Below are 16,261 nucleotides of genomic sequence, written 5' to 3'. Positions count from 1 at the left end.
TTCAGGGGCTTCAGTGGCCCGAGTCAGTTCTGCGGCGGCATCGTCGTCGACCGGAAGTGTTCCTCGCACAGACGGCCGGCGGCCTGCGCGTCCTGCGCGGCGATCGCCTCGACGATGGCCGCGTGATCGGCCACCGCATGGTCGAACAGCGTGTGGGAGAACGGGTCGTGGCGGAAGCCCGCGTTGATCCTGGTGTCGATGTCGATGGCCATGCGAACGAGTTCTGGGTTATGTCCTGCTCGAGCGATGGCGAAGTGGAACTGGGCATCGGCTGTTCTGGCCACTCCGGCCTCGGCACGTTCGGAGTATCTCTGTGCCAGCTCCCTGAGCCCTGTGAGCTCCTCGTCGGTGCGTCGCAGAGCCGCTGTCGCAGCGAGACTGTTCTGGAAGATCGCACGGGCATCCAGGAGATTGCGGCGTTCGGCATGGAACTCACCGATGCGATCGGCCATCGGTGCCAGAGTCGTCGGCTCCGCGTTGGCGACGAAAGTTCCGCCGCCGCGGCCCCGCCTGCGTTCGACGACACCGAGACGTTCGAGGCGCAGCAGCGCCGCGCGCACACTCGAGCGTGAGACCTGAAGATCAGCGGCAAGTGCCCGCTCGCCGGGCAGCAGCGTGCCTTCGGGAAGAGCACCTACGGCGATGCCGGAGAGGATGTGATCAGCGATCTGCTGTGGAGCGCTGGTCAGACTCACCACATCGCTGAGTCCCGAAAACTCGTGGCCGGCAGAAGGGGCCTGATCGTTCATCACTCCTCCTCTTTCATCCCAGTCGCACACACGGGCGACATTCGTTTCCTCCACTCTAATATCCCCTCCCACAGGCCGCTCGTTTCGACAGGCACCGCGATTGTGGAATATCTGGGCTCAACCGCTCTAGAATCGAAGGCACCATGACTGAAACGCCTCGCCTACTCACGCCCGGAACCATCTCCCCCGAGCGCGGAGTCCCCCAGAACATCACCAGACCCGAATACGTCGGACGCGCAGATGCCGACGAAGGTCGGGGCAGCAACTTCTATTCCACTGAGGAGATAGAAAAGGTCCGCGCTGCGGGCACGATCGCGGCGAATGCTCTTGCCGCCGTCGGCGACATGATCGAACCGGGCGTGACCACCGATGCCATCGACCGTGTCGCCCACGAATACATGTGCGACCACGGCGCCTATCCTTCGACCCTGGGCTATCGCGGATTCCCGAAGTCTGTATGCACATCGCTCAACGAGGTGATCTGCCACGGCATCCCAGACTCGACCGTCATCGCCGACGGAGACATCGTCAACGTCGACATCACCGCATACATCGAAGGCATGCACGGCGACACGAACTACACCTTCTATGCCGGAGACGTCGATGAAGAATCGCGCCTCCTCGTGGAACGCACCTGGGACGCCACGATGCGTGGCATCAAGGCCGTCAAGCCGGGCCGCGAGATCAACGTCATCGGACGAGTCATCGAGAAGTACGCGAAGCGCTTCGACTACGGTGTCGTCCGCGACTACAGCGGACACGGGGTCGGCCGTGAGTTCCACTCCGGACTCATCGTCCCCCACTACGACGCGGCACCCGCCCACGCCGAGGTGATGGAACCGGGAATGATCTTCACCATCGAACCGATGCTCAACCTCGGAACCGTGGATTGGGACGTCTGGGACGATGCGTGGACTGTGGTGACCAAGGACCGGAAGCGCTCCGCACAGTTCGAACACACACTTGTCGTCACCGAGACCGGTGCCGATATCCTCACTCTCCCCGATGCCGATGCAGCCATCGCTGCGGGCCCCGCGACCCGACAGGATTGAGATGACGAACGATCAGCCAGGACGCTTCGCCATCGGAGTCGATGTCGGAGGAACAGGCATCAAAGCCGCACTCGTCGACACCGAGACCGGCGGCCTCGCCTTCAAGCGTGTACGGGTGCTCACCCCGAAGCCCAGTTCCCCGGTCGCTGTCGCCGAGGCGATCGCACAGCTCGTCGAGCTCCTTGTATCCACAGCACTCGAGCTGGGGGTCGTCGACGACCGTTCAGCTCTCGATGCTCTGCCGATCGGCTGCGGGTTTCCCGGCGTCGTCCGCGATGACCATGTGGAATACGCGGCGAATCTCGACCAGTCATGGATCGGGTCGAACATCACTGGAATCCTTGCCGAACATACCGGTCGGCGCTTCTTCATCATGAACGATGCTGACGCGGCAGGTTTGGCCGAGATGACCTTCGGTGCCGGCCGCAAACATCGTAAGAAGACGGTGCTGCTGACGACCTTGGGCACCGGCATCGGCACAGCACTCTTCACTCAGGGGCGTTTGGTGCCCTACACCGAGCTGGGTCACTTCGAGATGAACGGTCGCGATGCGGAGACCCAGGCGGCCGAATCGGTCAAGGTCCGTGAGGGGCTCAGCTACGAGGAGTGGGCGGGACGGCTGCAGCAGTACTATTCGCAGGTCGAACTGCTGGTGGCACCCGACGTGATCCTCATCGGCGGTGGCATCTCGAAATCGCATGCACAGTTCCTGCACCTGATCAGCACCCGGGCAGAGCTGCGGCCGGCGACGCTGTTCAACAATGCCGGCATCGTCGGTGCTGCGATTCTGGCTGCCAACAACGGCAAGGCCAAGGTGAAGAAGGGCACCGCCTAGCTCGGACGCGGCGCCGGTCTGGCAGTGTAGGTGAGGACAGGCCACCGATACGCCGGGTTCTGTCATCGAGTCGGTTACCCTTCTCGACGGACGGTCATCTATCTGGGACCGATGTTGCCACCGGCCTCAAGCAATCCACCCGACGACTCGGCGAGCAGCCTCGAACGTCGCCTGTCTGATCTTGCTCCGGATGGGGTTTACCCAGCGGCGCCGGTCACCCGGCACCCTGGTGGTCTCTTACACCACCGTTTCACCCTTACCCAGTCGAAACTGGGCGGTCTGCTTTCTGTTGCACTGGCCCGCGGGTTACCCCGGGTGGGTGTTACCCACCATCCTTGCTCTGTGGAGCCCGGACGTTCCTCAGCTCTCGTGAGAGAGCCGCGACCGTCTGGTGACCTGTCCTCGAGTACAGCAGTCTACCCTCATCGGCCACAGTGATCGGGCCGCTTCCAGCACGCAGGAGCCAGGCGTGATGAAACTAACGTGGACAGAGAATCAGCGATTCGCCGTTGGGACCTACGATGGTGACGTGAAGATCCTATTGCCGCCCTCAGAAGGTAAGACTCCCGCGAACTCGGGTCCCCCACTCGACCTCCCAGGGCTCTCTGCACCGGATCTCACCCCACAGCGGAAGAAGGTCCTCGCTGCCCTGCAGAAGGTATCCAAACGTAAAGACGCACTCACTCAGCTAGGGGTGGGAGCTTCGCTAGCGGCCGACGTCGAACGCAATGTCGGCCTCGATACGCTCCCCTGCGCCCCGGCCCTTCTGACCTATTCCGGTGTTCTCTATGAAGCGATGGGTGCCCCGGATCTCGTCGCCGATGCTATGGCCGATGAGACTCTGGCCCAGCGCCTGCGAAATGTGCACGTGTTCTCGGCGCTCTTCGGCCAGGTCAACGGCCTCGATCCGATACCCGCCTATCGGCTGGCGATGAAGACCGACCTCGGCACCCTCGGCAAGCTGTCGTCCTGGTGGAAGCCGGTCTTGGCCAAATCACTCATGGTCGACCCCGCCGAGGTGATCCTCGACTGCCGATCCAGTGACTACCGGGGCGCATGGCCGGGACCTCACGAGCAGGTCATCACACTGGGAGCCGTCAAGGTCATCGGTGCCAAGCGCAGCGTTGTCTCCCATTGGGCAAAGTACTATCGCGGCGAACTCGTCGGCCGACTGCTCGCAGACGACCGTGAGCTGCCGGCGAACTCTGAGGATCTGGTTTCACGGGCAGAAGAGTCCTATGAGGTCGAATTCACCCCACATGCCAAGAACCGGCCGGCGGCGCTGAGCATCATCCTGCGCGACTGAGTCCCTCTCGCTCCCGCTCATGGAGCCGGGCTCAGCCCTTACGCAGCAGAACCGACTCGCACTCTTCACACTCATAGGTCTGGTTCGGGTCCTCGAGCAGCATGCTCTTCCACGCCATGCCGCTGATCTCCTGACCACACGCCTGGCAGTTCGGGCCATTCAGGATCGCAGCTCCAGGACCGCCCTGGGCGACATTCTGCTCGAACTGGCGAATCAACGCCTCAGGCAGGTCGGCCTTCAGTTTCTGCGCCGAGGCACTGTTGGCCTCAAGCTCGGCAGCCAACTCCGCTTTACGGTCCTTGATTGCCGTCTGCGTGGCACGGCCAGATGCGATCACCTCGGCGAGGGAGGCCTCGACTTCGGTGAGCGCAGCCTCAGCGGATTCGAGTTCCTCCATGGTACCGAGCTCAGCCTCTTCAAGCTCAGCAACGCGTTCCTCATGACCTGCGATCTCGCCCTGCAGATTGACGAGATCACGACTGGTCAGACCGGTGCCATCATTGAGCTCGACGGTCTTCTTCTTGATCTGGCCGTTCTGGGCCTCGATGGCACCGGCGTGCTCGGCAACCTCGGCGCGGTACTTCTCAACCACCTCGGCGGCCTCGGTCTTCTTAGTCTCGAGCTCCTTGTGCGAGGACACGAGATCATTCAATGCCGAGGCTTGAGTGGGGTTGTCGTGTTCGTGCCGCAGGGCGCGACCGTGGGCGGCAAGTTCGATGAGTGATTCGAGTTCTGTGCGTTGTTCGGCAGTGATCAGCATTGGGGGTTCCTTGTCATCGAAGCATCGGGGGTCGTGGGCAGGGAATCAATAGCGTTCGACCCAGGGATCGGTGTTGACCGCCGAATGCTGCAGGGCAACCGTGAATCCGCGCTCGGCGAATTCGGTCTCCAACTGTTCGGCGGCCGCGGTCAGCCAGACGGTCTCCGAAGCCCAGTGGGAGACATCGATGAGCTGCGGGCGTCCGCCCTGCCTGTTGGCGGTGTCGCGAGCCTCAGTGGCGGGATGGTGACGAAGGTCGGCCGTGATGTAGACCTCCGCGCCGCTGGCACGGACCTCGTCGAACAGAGAATCTCCCGCACCACCGCAGACGGCGACTCGCGTGACGGCCGCAGCTGGGTCGCCGGCGATGCGCACACCCGTCGTTGTTCGGGGAAGAAGAGTGGCAAGGGTACGGGCGATATCGCGCACCGGCGTCCGCTTGGGAAGATCTCCGACACGGCCGATTCCGGTGCTCGCCCCTTCTGCATGGGGCACGAGGGGAACCGCGTCGCCGATGCCGAGCAGGGAGATGAGCGCGTCCGAGACTCCCCCACGCGCGGAATCCGCATTCGTGTGGGCGTTGAACAACGCGATGTCATTGCTGATCAGCGTGTGGACGGCACCACCCTTGAGGGTGGAGGCGTTGACCGATTTCACGGGTTTGAGCATGAGCGGATGATGGTTGAACACAAGATCTGCACCCAACACCACCGCTTCTGCGATGACCGCGTCCATGGGGTCGAGTGCGAGCAGGATCGAGCGCACGTCGGCATCGGGATCGCCCACGGCCAGACCGACCGAATCCCAACTCTCTGCCAGGGCCGTTGGCCACAGTGTTTCGAAGACGTCCACACATTCACTGACCTTCGGGTATCTCATGCCACCACAGTATTACATCCGAGCAGCCACGGGCAGGCTACGCCAGCGAAGCCACCACAGCCGCGGCGTGTTCAATGGGGTGCCGGCAGCAGCGTGCCCGGAGTGGGTCATTCGCAGGGGCGCGGCAGCGGCACAGAATTGTCCGAGATGCAGCAAAAATATGCGAGACGCTGTTCACCAGATCACAGTTGGGCTATAGATTTGGCCCATGACTACGAATACATCGACTACGCCATCGCCGGAACTGCATTTCTCCTCCACTGTCGCCGATATCGTGCGTCGCAGCGCAGGACGCTTCGGCGACTCCACCGCCGTGGAATTCGGCGACCGCACGTGGACCTATTCCAGTCTGGACACAGCGGTGACGGCTGTGGCTCGCGAACTGGTCAACCTCGGGGCACAGAAGGGAGACCGGGTCGCCGCCTACGGGAAGAACTCCGATCTCTACCTCCTCCTCTACCTCGGCTGTGCCCGCGCAGGTCTCATCCATGTGCCGGTGAACTATCAGCTTAAGAATGACGAGCTCGACTACATTCTGGACAATTCAGGAGCACGGCTCGTCTTCGCCGATGCCGATCTCCTCGATGCAGTCACCGCAACACCGACCGGAGCCGATGCCCAGGTCATGGACTTCTCCACGCTTCTGAAATCGGCTGCTGCACCCGATACCGCACCGGCGGCTCCTGAGGAATTCGACGTCGCGGACACCGACATCGCACAGCTGCTCTACACCTCGGGGACCACCTCGGCGCCCAAGGGTGCGATCATGACCCACCGTGCACTCGTTCACGAATACATGTCATCACTGATGAGCCTCGACTTCGCTCCCACCGACCGAGCAGTCCATGCACTCCCCCTCTATCACTCGGCGCAGATGCACGTCTTCCTTCTTCCGCTGCTGTCCATCGGGGCCCACAACATCGTCGTGCCCGCACCCGTCCCCGAGCAGCTGCTGTCAATCTTCGAGGAACGCGAGATCAACTCCTTCTTCGCCGCCCCCACGGTGTGGGTCGCACTCGCGAACAGCCCCGACCTCGATACCCGCAATCTGGAGAGCCTGCGCAAGGCCTACTACGGTGCCTCGATCATGCCGGGGCCGGTGCTTGAGAAACTGCGACAGCGTCTGCCGAAATTAGGCTTCTATAACTGTTTCGGCCAATCCGAGCTGGGACCCTTGTGCGCTGTGCTTCGTCCCGAAGAACACGATGATCACGCGGCCTCAGCCGGTCGGCCCGTCTTCTTCGTCGAAACCCGGGTCGTCAACGGCGACGGCAATGATGTCGGTGTCGACGAACAGGGTGAGATCCTCTACCGATCACCGCAGCTGTGTGAGGGCTACTGGAATCGGCCCGAGGCCACAGCCGAAGCCTTCGACAACGGTTGGTTCCATTCCGGAGACCTCGTCACCGTAGACGAAAACGGTTTCATCGAGGTCGTCGACCGAGTCAAGGACGTCATCAACACAGGCGGCGTGCTGGTGGCCAGTCGACAGGTTGAGGACGCGATCTTCGAACTCCCCCAGGTCGCCGAGGTGGCGGTCGTCGGTGTCGCCGATGAGAAGTGGATCGAGGCGATCACCGCTTTCGTCGTCATCAAGCCTGATCAGCCTAAGATCACCGAGGCGCAAGTGCTCACCCATGTCAAGGATCGTCTGGCCGGTTTCAAGGTTCCCAAACGCGTCGACTTCGTGGCCGAACTGCCGAAGAACTCCGCCGGCAAGATCCTCAAGCGACAGCTGCGCGAACCCTGAAGCGCACACCTGCTTGCAGCCAGGTTATGAGTCGGGCTCACGCGTTGGCTCCCTGCACTGTGCCCGCTCCCAGGTTACTGATTGTGGAAGTGGGCGAAGCTTCGACGCCGTTCTCGGAACCGAGGATGGTGAAACCGTTGTCGCGAATGAGGACGATATCCTCTTCGGCGGCCTGCCCTTCTGCTGTGAGGTAGTCGCCGAGGAAGATCGAGTTCGCCACGTGCAGCGCCTGTGCCTGCAACGACCGGAGATGGATCTCGCGTCCGCCGGCCAGCCTGGTCTCCCGGTCTGGGCAGACGAATCGCGCCGTGATGACGATGCGCAGGTCGACGTCGCGATTTCCGGGGCCTCGTCCGCTGGCGACCAGGCAGACCCGTGAGACTCCTCCGCGGATGCCGAGATCTGCCTGCTTCACTGCTTCATCGGTCTTCAGCCACGACGGCGCCGAGGATCAAAGGGCTTGTGAGAAATAGCTGCAGCTCTCCGGACACAGTCCCGATTTGAGGTTGACGGAGTAGTTGAGTTTGACGCTCATTCCGAACTGTCTGCGCCTGAGCCGGAATCCCGCGGCGACGAGATCGAGGAGTTCGCGGTCGGGCGTCGCCAGCGGAGCAGTCGCCTGTTCAGCGGTGATCACTGCACCATCGAGTAGGGAGTCGGCAAGGGTGTCGAACCAGCTGGTCATCGGTGGTTTCTCCTTATAGTCGCGTAATGAGCTTAGCTTGCAAGCCGTCTTTCTTGAACAGTGTTCAATGAAGTATCAGTCCTGGCTCGAACCGGCGCATGAAGGGTGGGTGAAAACGAATAGACTGCTCTCGGCAGCAAACGTATGACGAACAGACACCGCCACCTCCGGGCGGGCGGAAAAGGAGACGAGTGGTGACATCCCCCAATGAGGCGACACCTGCGTCCAGTCCCTTCGACGGAAGAATGGGCTGGAAGCGGCACGGGGATGGCAAGACGATCCGTCCTGGAGAGAGCGTTCTGCCCGAGGAGCGGCTGAGTTGGCCGCGGACCGTGGGAATCGGCGCCCAACACGTGGTGGCCATGTTCGGGGCGACGTTCCTCGTGCCTCTGTTGACCGGCTTCCCTCCCTCGACCACGCTGTTCTTCACAGCTATCGGAACGCTTCTCTTCCTGCTCATCACCAAGGGTATGATGCCCTCATATCTGGGTTCATCCTTTGGCCTGCTGGCACCCATCGGTGCCGTCACCGGATTCGCAGCCACCTCGGGCGAGGACCTCGACTCCCACGCCATGGCCCTGGCGCAGGGCGGGATCATCTCTGTCGGAGTGACTCTCGCTCTGGTGGGCATCGTCGTCCACTTCGCCGGAGTGCGGTGGATCGAAGTCACCATGCCTCCGGTTGTCACCGGGTCCATCGTCGCTCTCATCGGGCTCAACCTCGCGCCCGCTGCCTGGGACTGGGTGAAGGAAGCTCCCCTGACCGCGGTGATCACGATTGCCACCGTCTTGGTCACCAGTGTGCTGTTTCGTGGAATGCTCGGCCGCCTGTCCATCCTCGTCGGCGTCCTCGTCGGCTACGGTGCAGCATGGATGCAGGGGCAGATCGACTTCACCACTGTCGGACAGGCCGATTGGGTGGGACTGCCTGCCTTCCATGCCCCCGCATTCGACCTGGGCTACTTGGGGCTCTTTCTCCCCGTCGTCTTCGTCCTCATCGCTGAGAACATCGGACATGTGAAATCGGTGTCGGCGATGACCGGACGCGATCTCGACTCGATCACGGGCCGGACGCTGTTCGCCGATGGGTTCTCCACGATTCTCGCCGGCACAGGCGGAGGTTCGGGAACGACGACCTATGCCGAGAACATCGGTGTCATGGCCGCGACACGAATCTTCTCAACGGCCGCCTACCTATGTGCCGGCGTCATTGCGCTGATCTTGAGCCTGCTGCCCAAATTCGGAGAGATCATCGCAACCATCCCACCCGGTGTTCTGGGCGGGGCGGCAACCGTGCTCTACGGGATGATCGGCATGCTGGGCGTGCGCATCTGGGTGGAGAACAAGGTCGACTTCTCCAACCCCATCAACCTCAACACCGCCGCGGTGGCGCTGATCGTCGCGATCGCCAATTTCACCTGGACTCCCGGTGACCTTCAGTTCGAAGGCATTGCACTTGGTTCAGCCTCGGCGATCATCATCTATCAAGTCATGCGCGGCATCGCGAAATGGCGCGGCACCGACCAGGACGTGGACGGAGATCAGGACGCCGGCACCGAGGCAGATATTGGAGCTGAACCCGGTGCTGAGAATGAAGAACGAACTCCGCCCTACTCGCCCTGAACGCAGCCGTCCCAGCAATCACGTAGGCCCTTCCCCCAATGATAAGAATCCGATGATGAGGAGACAGTCATGAAACCTGCACATACACACCCACGAGCTGCCCATTTCCGCTCACGCAGAACACGCCGCTGGCTGACATCGGGCTTTGCCACAGCGTTGGCTGCGGGCGCTCTGTTGACTGGGACCTCGGCTCAGGCCGCTATGGGTCTCGGGGCTGGGCTCGTCGACGGCAATGCCTCGCAGAAGCCGGATCACCTCGGCGAGAAATGCTCTGTGGCTTCGGGCGCCACCGCGAAGAAGGTCATTGCCGTCACCGGCACCGGCGGATCTACCGCAACGGTCGACGCTTGCGAGAAGTGGGATGACAACTACTATTCTGCGATGAGTGTCGACGGATACGTCGGCTATAACGGCATCGCCGACGCCGGAGCGAAGCATGAGGGCGACGGCAAGACGCCGTCCGGCGTGTACAACATGGGCTATGGGTTCGGCATGAAGGCGGAGCCCAAGCAGTTTCACGGCTCCAAGTACGTCAAGACCACCAAGGACGATGTCTGGGTCGATGGAGACGCGGTGAAGGGCTACAACACCATGCAGAAGAAGTCCGACGGATACTCCGGGGAATCCATGCACCAGACCCCCGCGTACGACTACGGCCAGGTCATTGACTACAACACCGCCGCCACGCCAGGCAAGGGTTCAGCGATCTTCCTCCACGTCAACACGGGTAGTCAGGAGACTGCAGGCTGCGTATCGGTATCGGAGGCGGACCTGCTGAGAATCTTCGAGTGGGAAGATGACAGTGCGGTTGAGATGGCGATCAACCGCTAGGTCAGCAACTAGGTCAAAAGCTCAATCAACAACTCAGGCCGGCGTAGCGACGAAGAAGCGGTGGCAAACAACGAAGAGGCGGTCAGGGGGGGCGCTTCTCAGCGCCCCCTGACCGCCTCTTAAAACGATCCGTCCGCCCGACTATTCCTTGATCAGGGAGAGCTCGAATTCGAGAGTGATCTTGTCACTGACGAGCAGACCGCCAGAATCCAAGGTCGTATTCCACGTCACACCCCAGTCCTTACGATCGATGCGGCGTTTGCCTTCGAAGCCTGCCCTCAATGCACCGTTCTGATCGCGGTCGATTCCCAGCAGCTCGAGGGGGACAGAGACTGGCCGGGTGGTATCGCGGATCGTCAGGTCACCGTTGACGATGTAGCTTCCTTCTTCGACCTCATCGACGCCGGTGGATTTGAATGTGATCGTCGGATAGTTTTCGACGTCGAAGAAGTCTGCGCTTCGCAGGTGAGCATCGCGATCAGGGGTGCGTGTGTCAACGCTGTCAACATCAATCGTGATGGTCACTTCGGTATTCGCCAGATCCTCAGCGACGACGACTTTGCCCTCGACGGTGTTGAAAGCACCACGGATGCGCGAGACCATCGCGTGACGGCTGGAGAATCCGAGGCGGGTATGTGCGGGGTCGATGACCCAAGTTCCGGTCAGCTGTTCGTCTGATGGCAAAGTCGTGCTCCTTCGGCCGAGCTGAGATCATGGGATCCCAGTGCCGAGACCCCAAGTCAGTACTGTGTGAGCACTGAGGTGCGTATGAGTTCAGCGTATATGTTCTGGGACCGAACTGTCATGTTGTCGAGGCGATTGGCCTTGGGCGAACGAGAGCAGAACTATCGGTGGTAGCGCCACTGACTGGGATGAGCAGTCGGATAATCTGAATGAAACTCTCAATGCCCAAGTTGTATTGAAGGTAAGGTCTCCAAGAACAAGGTCGCCTACAACAAAAATCGGGACGCGGGCGTCTCTGCGAGACGCGCCCTGGCGCTAGGGGTCTAATGAAAGACACGATTTCGGGCAAGATCTATGACACAAGAACGACGTTCTGTACGGGTCTGTAAATGTCCAGATACTTCAGCGCCCTACCGTTTGCACTGCCAGCCTTCGTTGTAGGGGCAGTGATCGCAGCTCTTTTTGCCAAACGTCTCGGAGCAAAGCTAAAGGAACAACCGATCATAGTGTTTTGGTGGCTAGCTAGCTTGATGCTAATTCTGTCTGCGACCTTGACTCCGACAGGCCACGCACTGGAAATGGAAGAAGGCCTGTTGACTACACGAGTCTGGACGTGGGCGCTCCCCAGTCCTAGCGCGCTGCTCACCATCAATTGGCAGTCCATGAATCTCGTTCTGTTCACTCCAATCGGGATTGCTAGTGGTGTGTTCACACAGTGGAGGAACATCATTTCTCTGACTCTCAGCGCCTACATTGTGTCGCTGCTGGTTGAAATGATCCAGTATCTGGTGATGCCTTTGGGCAGAGCTCAGTTCAACTCATCAACTGTCATCATCGGCTGGGTGGGCATCACCGTCGGAGTGGCCATAGGGTTACTAGTTCGTGCGTCGATCAAGAAAAATAGTAGATTCCCGACCGTGTAGTAGCCACAGGACCGGTATCCTGCGGTAGAGCAAGTCCTCAAGTGTCTATGTTCGCCGAATACTTCACGTCTACTTGCCAAAGTGACCTGTCGGATCGATACGACAGGTCACCTCGAGCGTACGAGCTTGAAGTGGACGTCGTGGCTCATGCCGAGTACCGATCCGTGCATCAGTCCCACGGCTCTGGTTGCTGAGTGAAAAAGGTCGAAACTTCATACTATCGTGCGATGTGCTTTGCGGAACTTCTCGTTAGCGTGACTAATTGGTCAATCCTGACCGTTCACTGAAGAATGATTGATAGAAACATGAGAGTGGAGTGAAGACTTCAAAGACGATAGCGACGGTTGTTCTCGCGCTTGCTCTGTCGGCAACTGGTGCGACTGGAGCAATGGCAAGTGACACCTCCTCCAGCAACGTCAGCGCCTCAAGCGAACAAGCGACCTCAGGTGAAGCCATTGTGCAAGATGAGGCAACAGGGGAAGGCTTCACTACCCAGGCGAAGAAGAGCCCGGGCGGTGGAACATGGAACTTCGGTAGCGAGAAAGTGACGACGAAGGCCGGAAAGCAGAAGAAGTGCTACTCCCACTACTTCCACCGCACAAAGCGCCACTCTGGCACTGCGATCATCGGCTCCGTCAATGTGACGAAGACCGCCAGTAAGGGCAAATGGGCCAACGCGAACGCCTACGGCAAGAGATCACAGACCTGCAAGACGAAGTGGAGCGCGAACGCGTAGTCAAAGCCGTTCGAGTATCCTCATCCGAGCTGGGGTAGGCCGAAAAGTCGGCCTACCCCAGCTCGGATGATCTTCTGCTAACGATAGGAAACCTATGCGGATACCTTCCAAGAGTGGCATCAAGACTTTGGTGGCATTCGGGATAAAGTCATGTGCCGCGGGGGTGCTCATTGCCGTGGCTGTCGGCCTCTTCAGCGCCTTCGCCCTCGTTTCAGACGATGCTTCGGCACTCACTGACTGGAGTGAAAGCACAGACTATGCCGTTTACTTCCCACGAAGCAATGGAGACGACCTCCAGGCCATCAAGGACGGCACTGACGGAATCTCCAAAACCGTAGCCGAACGCATCTACCCCGAGCTTGACGATCGCGGAGGGATCTACGTCGAGGCAGCTGACATGGATGTTGTCGGAGACGACCCTGTGCTGCCCTATGTTCAGATGAGCGTGAACACCAACTATCTTGAGAAGTATCCCATTCTCGATAGCTCAGGAAAACCCATCGCGGTTTCAGATGAAGAAACTGACTGGGTCATCGCTGTTCCGGAGACTTTGAAGGATCGTGAGGATCTGATCCGAGACTATGTGCAGGAATCACGCAATGGCCCATCCGACAGCGACGTCGAATACGCAGAAGCAAATAGCTACGAAGTCAGTGACGCAGTCCGCAAACAGAAGGTTCGCATCGTATGGACACAGCCCGGCCAAGATCTATTCACGTTTGACACCCAAATACGACCGAAAGAGGGCAACACGTTGCCTGACCCCATCGTCACAGTGATGACACGCTCGAACACAATCGCCAGCGATTGGGAGAACACGATCACCGGTGAAATCGACACTCCAATGAAGGTGCGAGTCGATGGAGACCCTGAGAAGGTTTACCAAGAGCTGCTGCCCCTGTTCGAGAAGTACGAACTCGATGACAACTTCACTGCACTCGTCTACCCTGCCGATGCAATCAACGAGCAGTTTTCCCTCTCATCTGAGGATGCGCGTTGGTTGATCACTGCCGCAGTTGTGGCCGGAGCCTTGACCGTGGTCTTAAGCATCGTGGCTGTAGTAGTCGCCTATGAACGATGGCGTGTGCACTCAGCTATCCGCAGACTCCACGGTTACTCGAGGCTCAAGAGTTTCGGGGAGGTCTTCGCGGGGCTCGCAACGTCCTGGTTGCTTCTCATCCCTGCCGCTCTGGTGGCAACCACCAGTTTCTATGTTCTCGGAGGCCATGTGGCGATCCCAGAGTATTTCCATCCTCTGGTACTTCTCGATGAATGGCCGGCTCTCCTTGCTGTCACTGGCTCCGTTGTGCTCGTGGAGGCAGTCATCGCCATCGCTGTCGTCATGGTCTTCGATCGCCGCCATCCCGCTCTCCGCCTCAAGGAAATCTGATATGCCCAGCCGTAAAGAAGTAGACCCTGTCGTTTTCGATAACGTCGAAAAAACCTACACCGGACGGACTGTACTCAGTCACGCTAGTTTCTCTGTCAGTCCCGGGGAAATGGTCGCATTCACCGGGCCCAGCGGGTCTGGGAAGTCGACGATCCTCAATCTCTCTGGACTCCTCGATTCTCCCGATGCAGGCGAAGTTCGACTTTTCGGCACCACAGCACCACGGCCCCGCTCACGAGACGCCACTCTGTTCTTGCGGCATCGCCTCGGGTACCTGTTTCAAAACTTCGCTCTCATTGGCTCCGCGACGGTGCGCGAAAACCTGAAAGTCGCTTTGACCTACTCTTCCGACCGCAGTGATCACGCAAGGCAGATCGCCCGCATTCTCGAGCGCGTGGGTCTGCCTGGATACGAAAATCGCCGCGTCTACTCTCTCTCCGGAGGAGAACAGCAGAGAGTAGCCATCGCGCGCCTTTGGCTGAAACCATGCGAACTCGTTCTCGCCGACGAACCCACCGGATCACTCGATGAAAACAACCGCGATGAAATCGTCAAACTCCTGAGGGAAATGAGCGCCGACGGACGGACCATCCTCCTCGCAACGCATGACCTTCGAGTAGCTGAAATCTGTACCAGAACCGTAGAAGTCGCCTCCCTGAGTAAACACGAAGGAACATCAAACCAAGACGCAGGCCACGAGGACGCACCTTCGTGAGAAATTTCGTCGCGGTCACCCTCTTCTTCACGTTCATCATTACAGCAGCTCTTGGACTGACCACCGAGATTAAGCGTGCGCAGGAAACCGCGGCTGAGGGTCTCACCCAAGACATGGCGGTCTTCATCTGGCCCCGCGATGTACCTGTCCAGGATCCCTCGGCGACAGAACGTATTCTCACTACCGCGGCGGATGAGAACAATGTCAATCTCGTGAGAAGAACCGTTCGCCAGTCAGATGGAAACGGCCTCGACCTCACCTACTACATTCGACTCAACCACCCAACGAAGATATTTGACCGTGCACGCCTCGTAAGCGGAAACACGCTGACCAACTCCGAAACGCAGGCGACAGGGACAGTGCTGTCGACTAAACCCGGTGCTACGAAGGAGACTCCGCAGAGTCTCGCGAATAGCTACGACCTCACATTCCGCCCGTTAGAAGACGTGTTCGCGAACCTCCCAGCGATTGGTGTCTACAAAGCCGAAACCGATATTCGGAGAGATTTCGAGAGTTTCCTTGAAGCAGTCAGCCGGCAAGTAAATGAAGAGATCCTCAAAACAGATCCAGATGCAGCATTGACCACCCCCGCCACGTTCGTTGAAGACACTGGCGATGCAGTGGATGCCGAACCGTTGTCTTCAACGCCCCTTCTAGCGCTTTCTGGCACCCTCGCCGCGCTGGTCATTGTGGCTACGATCGGTGCGCTAGCTCGCGACGCTGCGGCGCTGGGGGTGCAGCGATTGCACGGCTACTCCCTCATTCGAGCATGGTGGTCACGGTTAGGGCTGAGAGGGGTACTCAGCACTGGCGCGGCCGCATTATTGTGCATCGCAGTGCTGCCATGGATACCTGGAATGGATTTCGCAATCGCGGTGCGAGTTCTTGCAGTCCCATTCATCAGCACAACCGTGCTCACGGCAGCAGCTTCGCTGTCCGGGGTGTTGATCATCAACCGGGTCCGTGTCAGCGATCTTGTCAAAAAACGCTTCGCATAAAATCGACTGCGAGCATCTCGTTCGGCGTCAATAGGTTGACACGCTCAGCTCCTCAGGAATCGGGAGAGCAGGCTCCCGTTCCTTTGATTGCGTTGTAGAGAGTCTGCCGAGAGACCGCGTAGCGTCGGGCAGCCTCGGCCACCGAGATTCCCATGCCGGCCCTCGCTCGGCAGGCTTGCACGTCTTCGTCAGTGAGCTTGCGCTGATAGACGCTTTGAGCTTTGGCCAGCTCGATCACCTCGCGCTGGGGTTCGAGGGTCCGCCAGCGCTCGAACTGGACTGCCCCGTTACTGAATATTCGCTTCGCTGGGGTCCACCAGTCGTGCCTCTGGGCGCCAGTGATCGA

At 59.8% G+C, this 16,261-nt stretch carries 16 protein-coding genes, 1 other RNA gene and 1 pseudogene; 11 read left to right on the top strand and 7 right to left on the bottom strand.

All coding sequences use genetic code 11. The annotated features are described in order from the left end of the window. Nucleotides 1-23 precede the first annotated feature (23 nt). Entirely contained in the window at nt 24-749 is a 726-nt protein-coding gene (locus INT40_RS16195) for a FadR/GntR family transcriptional regulator (protein WP_101574815.1), read from the bottom strand. 143 nt (nt 750-892) lie between these two features. Here INT40_RS16195 and map point away from each other — a divergent pair, with 143 nt between their 5' ends. Then, complete coding sequence (gene map, locus INT40_RS16190; protein ID WP_101574814.1) at nt 893-1,801, top strand: type I methionyl aminopeptidase; 909 nt, start codon at nt 893-895, stop codon at nt 1,799-1,801. A 1-nt stretch (nt 1,802) separates the two neighbouring features. Next, complete coding sequence (ppgK, locus tag INT40_RS16185; RefSeq protein WP_101574813.1) at nt 1,803-2,636, top strand: polyphosphate--glucose phosphotransferase; 834 nt, start codon at nt 1,803-1,805, stop codon at nt 2,634-2,636. A 32-nt stretch (nt 2,637-2,668) separates the two neighbouring features. Here the strand turns inward: ppgK and rnpB are convergent. Further along, an RNA gene (gene rnpB / locus INT40_RS16180) (RNase P RNA component class A) lies at nt 2,669-3,036 on the bottom strand. Between the two features lie 72 nt (nt 3,037-3,108). On the opposite strand from rnpB, the gene INT40_RS16175 reads away from it, so the two are divergent. Then, nucleotides 3,109-3,942 carry a YaaA family protein gene (locus tag INT40_RS16175; protein WP_193070604.1) on the top strand — a complete coding sequence of 278 codons (834 nt, stop codon included), beginning with the start codon at nt 3,109-3,111 and terminating at the stop codon, nt 3,940-3,942. Nucleotides 3,943-3,973: 31 nt separating this feature from the next. Here INT40_RS16175 and INT40_RS16170 read toward each other — a convergent pair whose 3' ends face one another. After that, nucleotides 3,974-4,702 carry a zinc ribbon domain-containing protein gene (locus INT40_RS16170; protein ID WP_193070576.1) on the bottom strand — a complete coding sequence of 243 codons (729 nt, stop codon included), beginning with the start codon at nt 4,700-4,702 and terminating at the stop codon, nt 3,974-3,976. 45 nt (nt 4,703-4,747) lie between these two features. Next, a complete protein-coding gene (locus tag INT40_RS16165) occupies nt 4,748-5,581 on the bottom strand; it encodes a Nif3-like dinuclear metal center hexameric protein (RefSeq protein ID WP_193070577.1) in 834 nt (277 codons plus the stop codon). A 208-nt stretch (nt 5,582-5,789) separates the two neighbouring features. Between INT40_RS16165 and INT40_RS16160 the strand changes: the two genes are divergently transcribed. Then, entirely contained in the window at nt 5,790-7,331 is a 1,542-nt protein-coding gene (locus INT40_RS16160) for a fatty acyl-CoA synthetase (protein ID WP_193070578.1), read from the top strand. A 40-nt stretch (nt 7,332-7,371) separates the two neighbouring features. On the opposite strand, the pseudogene INT40_RS16155 reads toward INT40_RS16160, so the two are convergent. Beyond that, a pseudogene (locus INT40_RS16155) lies at nt 7,372-8,016 on the bottom strand (biotin synthase BioB); the annotation flags it as partial. Between the two features lie 245 nt (nt 8,017-8,261). Between INT40_RS16155 and INT40_RS16150 the strand changes: the two are divergent. Next, nucleotides 8,262-9,638, top strand: a complete 1,377-nt coding sequence (locus INT40_RS16150; protein WP_219618928.1) for a uracil-xanthine permease family protein — start codon at nt 8,262-8,264, stop codon at nt 9,636-9,638. A gap of 69 nt (nt 9,639-9,707) precedes the next feature. Then, on the top strand, nt 9,708-10,469 hold the full coding sequence (locus tag INT40_RS16145; protein WP_145997498.1) for a L,D-transpeptidase family protein: 762 nt from the start codon (nt 9,708-9,710) through the stop codon (nt 10,467-10,469). Between the two features lie 141 nt (nt 10,470-10,610). Here the strand turns inward: INT40_RS16145 and INT40_RS16140 are convergent, their stop codons facing one another. After that, a complete protein-coding gene (locus tag INT40_RS16140; protein ID WP_101574807.1) occupies nt 10,611-11,153 on the bottom strand; it encodes a YceI family protein in 543 nt (180 codons plus the stop codon). A 446-nt stretch (nt 11,154-11,599) separates the two neighbouring features. On the opposite strand from INT40_RS16140, the gene INT40_RS16135 reads away from it, so the two are divergent. The 5 genes from INT40_RS16135 (at nt 11,600) to INT40_RS16115 (ending at nt 15,915) form a co-directional block, all read left to right on the top strand. After that, on the top strand, nt 11,600-12,076 hold the full coding sequence (locus INT40_RS16135) for a hypothetical protein (protein ID WP_193096506.1): 477 nt from the start codon (nt 11,600-11,602) through the stop codon (nt 12,074-12,076). A 388-nt stretch (nt 12,077-12,464) separates the two neighbouring features. Continuing rightward, entirely contained in the window at nt 12,465-12,812 is a 348-nt protein-coding gene (locus INT40_RS16130; protein WP_193073259.1) for a lactococcin 972 family bacteriocin, read from the top strand. A 163-nt stretch (nt 12,813-12,975) separates the two neighbouring features. Then, a complete protein-coding gene (locus INT40_RS16125; protein WP_193096505.1) occupies nt 12,976-14,202 on the top strand; it encodes a hypothetical protein in 1,227 nt (408 codons plus the stop codon). A 1-nt stretch (nt 14,203) separates the two neighbouring features. After that, entirely contained in the window at nt 14,204-14,917 is a 714-nt protein-coding gene (locus INT40_RS16120) for an ATP-binding cassette domain-containing protein (protein ID WP_226831516.1), read from the top strand. Then, on the top strand, nt 14,914-15,915 hold the full coding sequence (locus INT40_RS16115; protein WP_193073256.1) for a hypothetical protein: 1,002 nt from the start codon (nt 14,914-14,916) through the stop codon (nt 15,913-15,915). The genes INT40_RS16120 and INT40_RS16115 overlap by 4 nt, the downstream gene beginning before the upstream one ends. A gap of 52 nt (nt 15,916-15,967) precedes the next feature. Here INT40_RS16115 and INT40_RS16110 read toward each other — a convergent pair. Beyond that, the coding region (locus INT40_RS16110) for a helix-turn-helix domain-containing protein (RefSeq protein ID WP_193096504.1) at nt 15,968-16,261 on the bottom strand (294 nt) is incomplete at its 5' end.

The organism is Brevibacterium sp. FME17, assembly GCF_014897515.1.
Classification (GTDB): Bacteria; Actinomycetota; Actinomycetes; order Actinomycetales; family Brevibacteriaceae; genus Brevibacterium.
This window is presented reverse-complemented; position numbering and strand designations above follow the sequence as displayed.

What these genes read in the sequence shown, in the direction of transcription:
- INT40_RS16195 (WP_101574815.1), bottom strand. Translation starts at nt 749, where the DNA reads ATGAACGATCAGGCCCCTTCTGCCGGCCACGAGTTTTCGGGACTCAGC.
- map (WP_101574814.1), top strand. Translation starts at nt 893, where the DNA reads ATGACTGAAACGCCTCGCCTACTCACGCCCGGAACCATCTCCCCCGAG.
- ppgK (WP_101574813.1), top strand. Translation starts at nt 1,803, where the DNA reads ATGACGAACGATCAGCCAGGACGCTTCGCCATCGGAGTCGATGTCGGA.
- INT40_RS16175 (WP_193070604.1), top strand. Translation starts at nt 3,109, where the DNA reads ATGAAACTAACGTGGACAGAGAATCAGCGATTCGCCGTTGGGACCTAC.
- INT40_RS16170 (WP_193070576.1), bottom strand. Translation starts at nt 4,702, where the DNA reads ATGCTGATCACTGCCGAACAACGCACAGAACTCGAATCACTCATCGAA.
- INT40_RS16165 (WP_193070577.1), bottom strand. Translation starts at nt 5,581, where the DNA reads ATGAGATACCCGAAGGTCAGTGAATGTGTGGACGTCTTCGAAACACTG.
- INT40_RS16160 (WP_193070578.1), top strand. Translation starts at nt 5,790, where the DNA reads ATGACTACGAATACATCGACTACGCCATCGCCGGAACTGCATTTCTCC.
- INT40_RS16150 (WP_219618928.1), top strand. Translation starts at nt 8,262, where the DNA reads ATGGGCTGGAAGCGGCACGGGGATGGCAAGACGATCCGTCCTGGAGAG.
- INT40_RS16145 (WP_145997498.1), top strand. Translation starts at nt 9,708, where the DNA reads ATGAAACCTGCACATACACACCCACGAGCTGCCCATTTCCGCTCACGC.
- INT40_RS16130 (WP_193073259.1), top strand. Translation starts at nt 12,465, where the DNA reads ATGGCAAGTGACACCTCCTCCAGCAACGTCAGCGCCTCAAGCGAACAA.
- INT40_RS16120 (WP_226831516.1), top strand. Translation starts at nt 14,204, where the DNA reads ATGCCCAGCCGTAAAGAAGTAGACCCTGTCGTTTTCGATAACGTCGAA.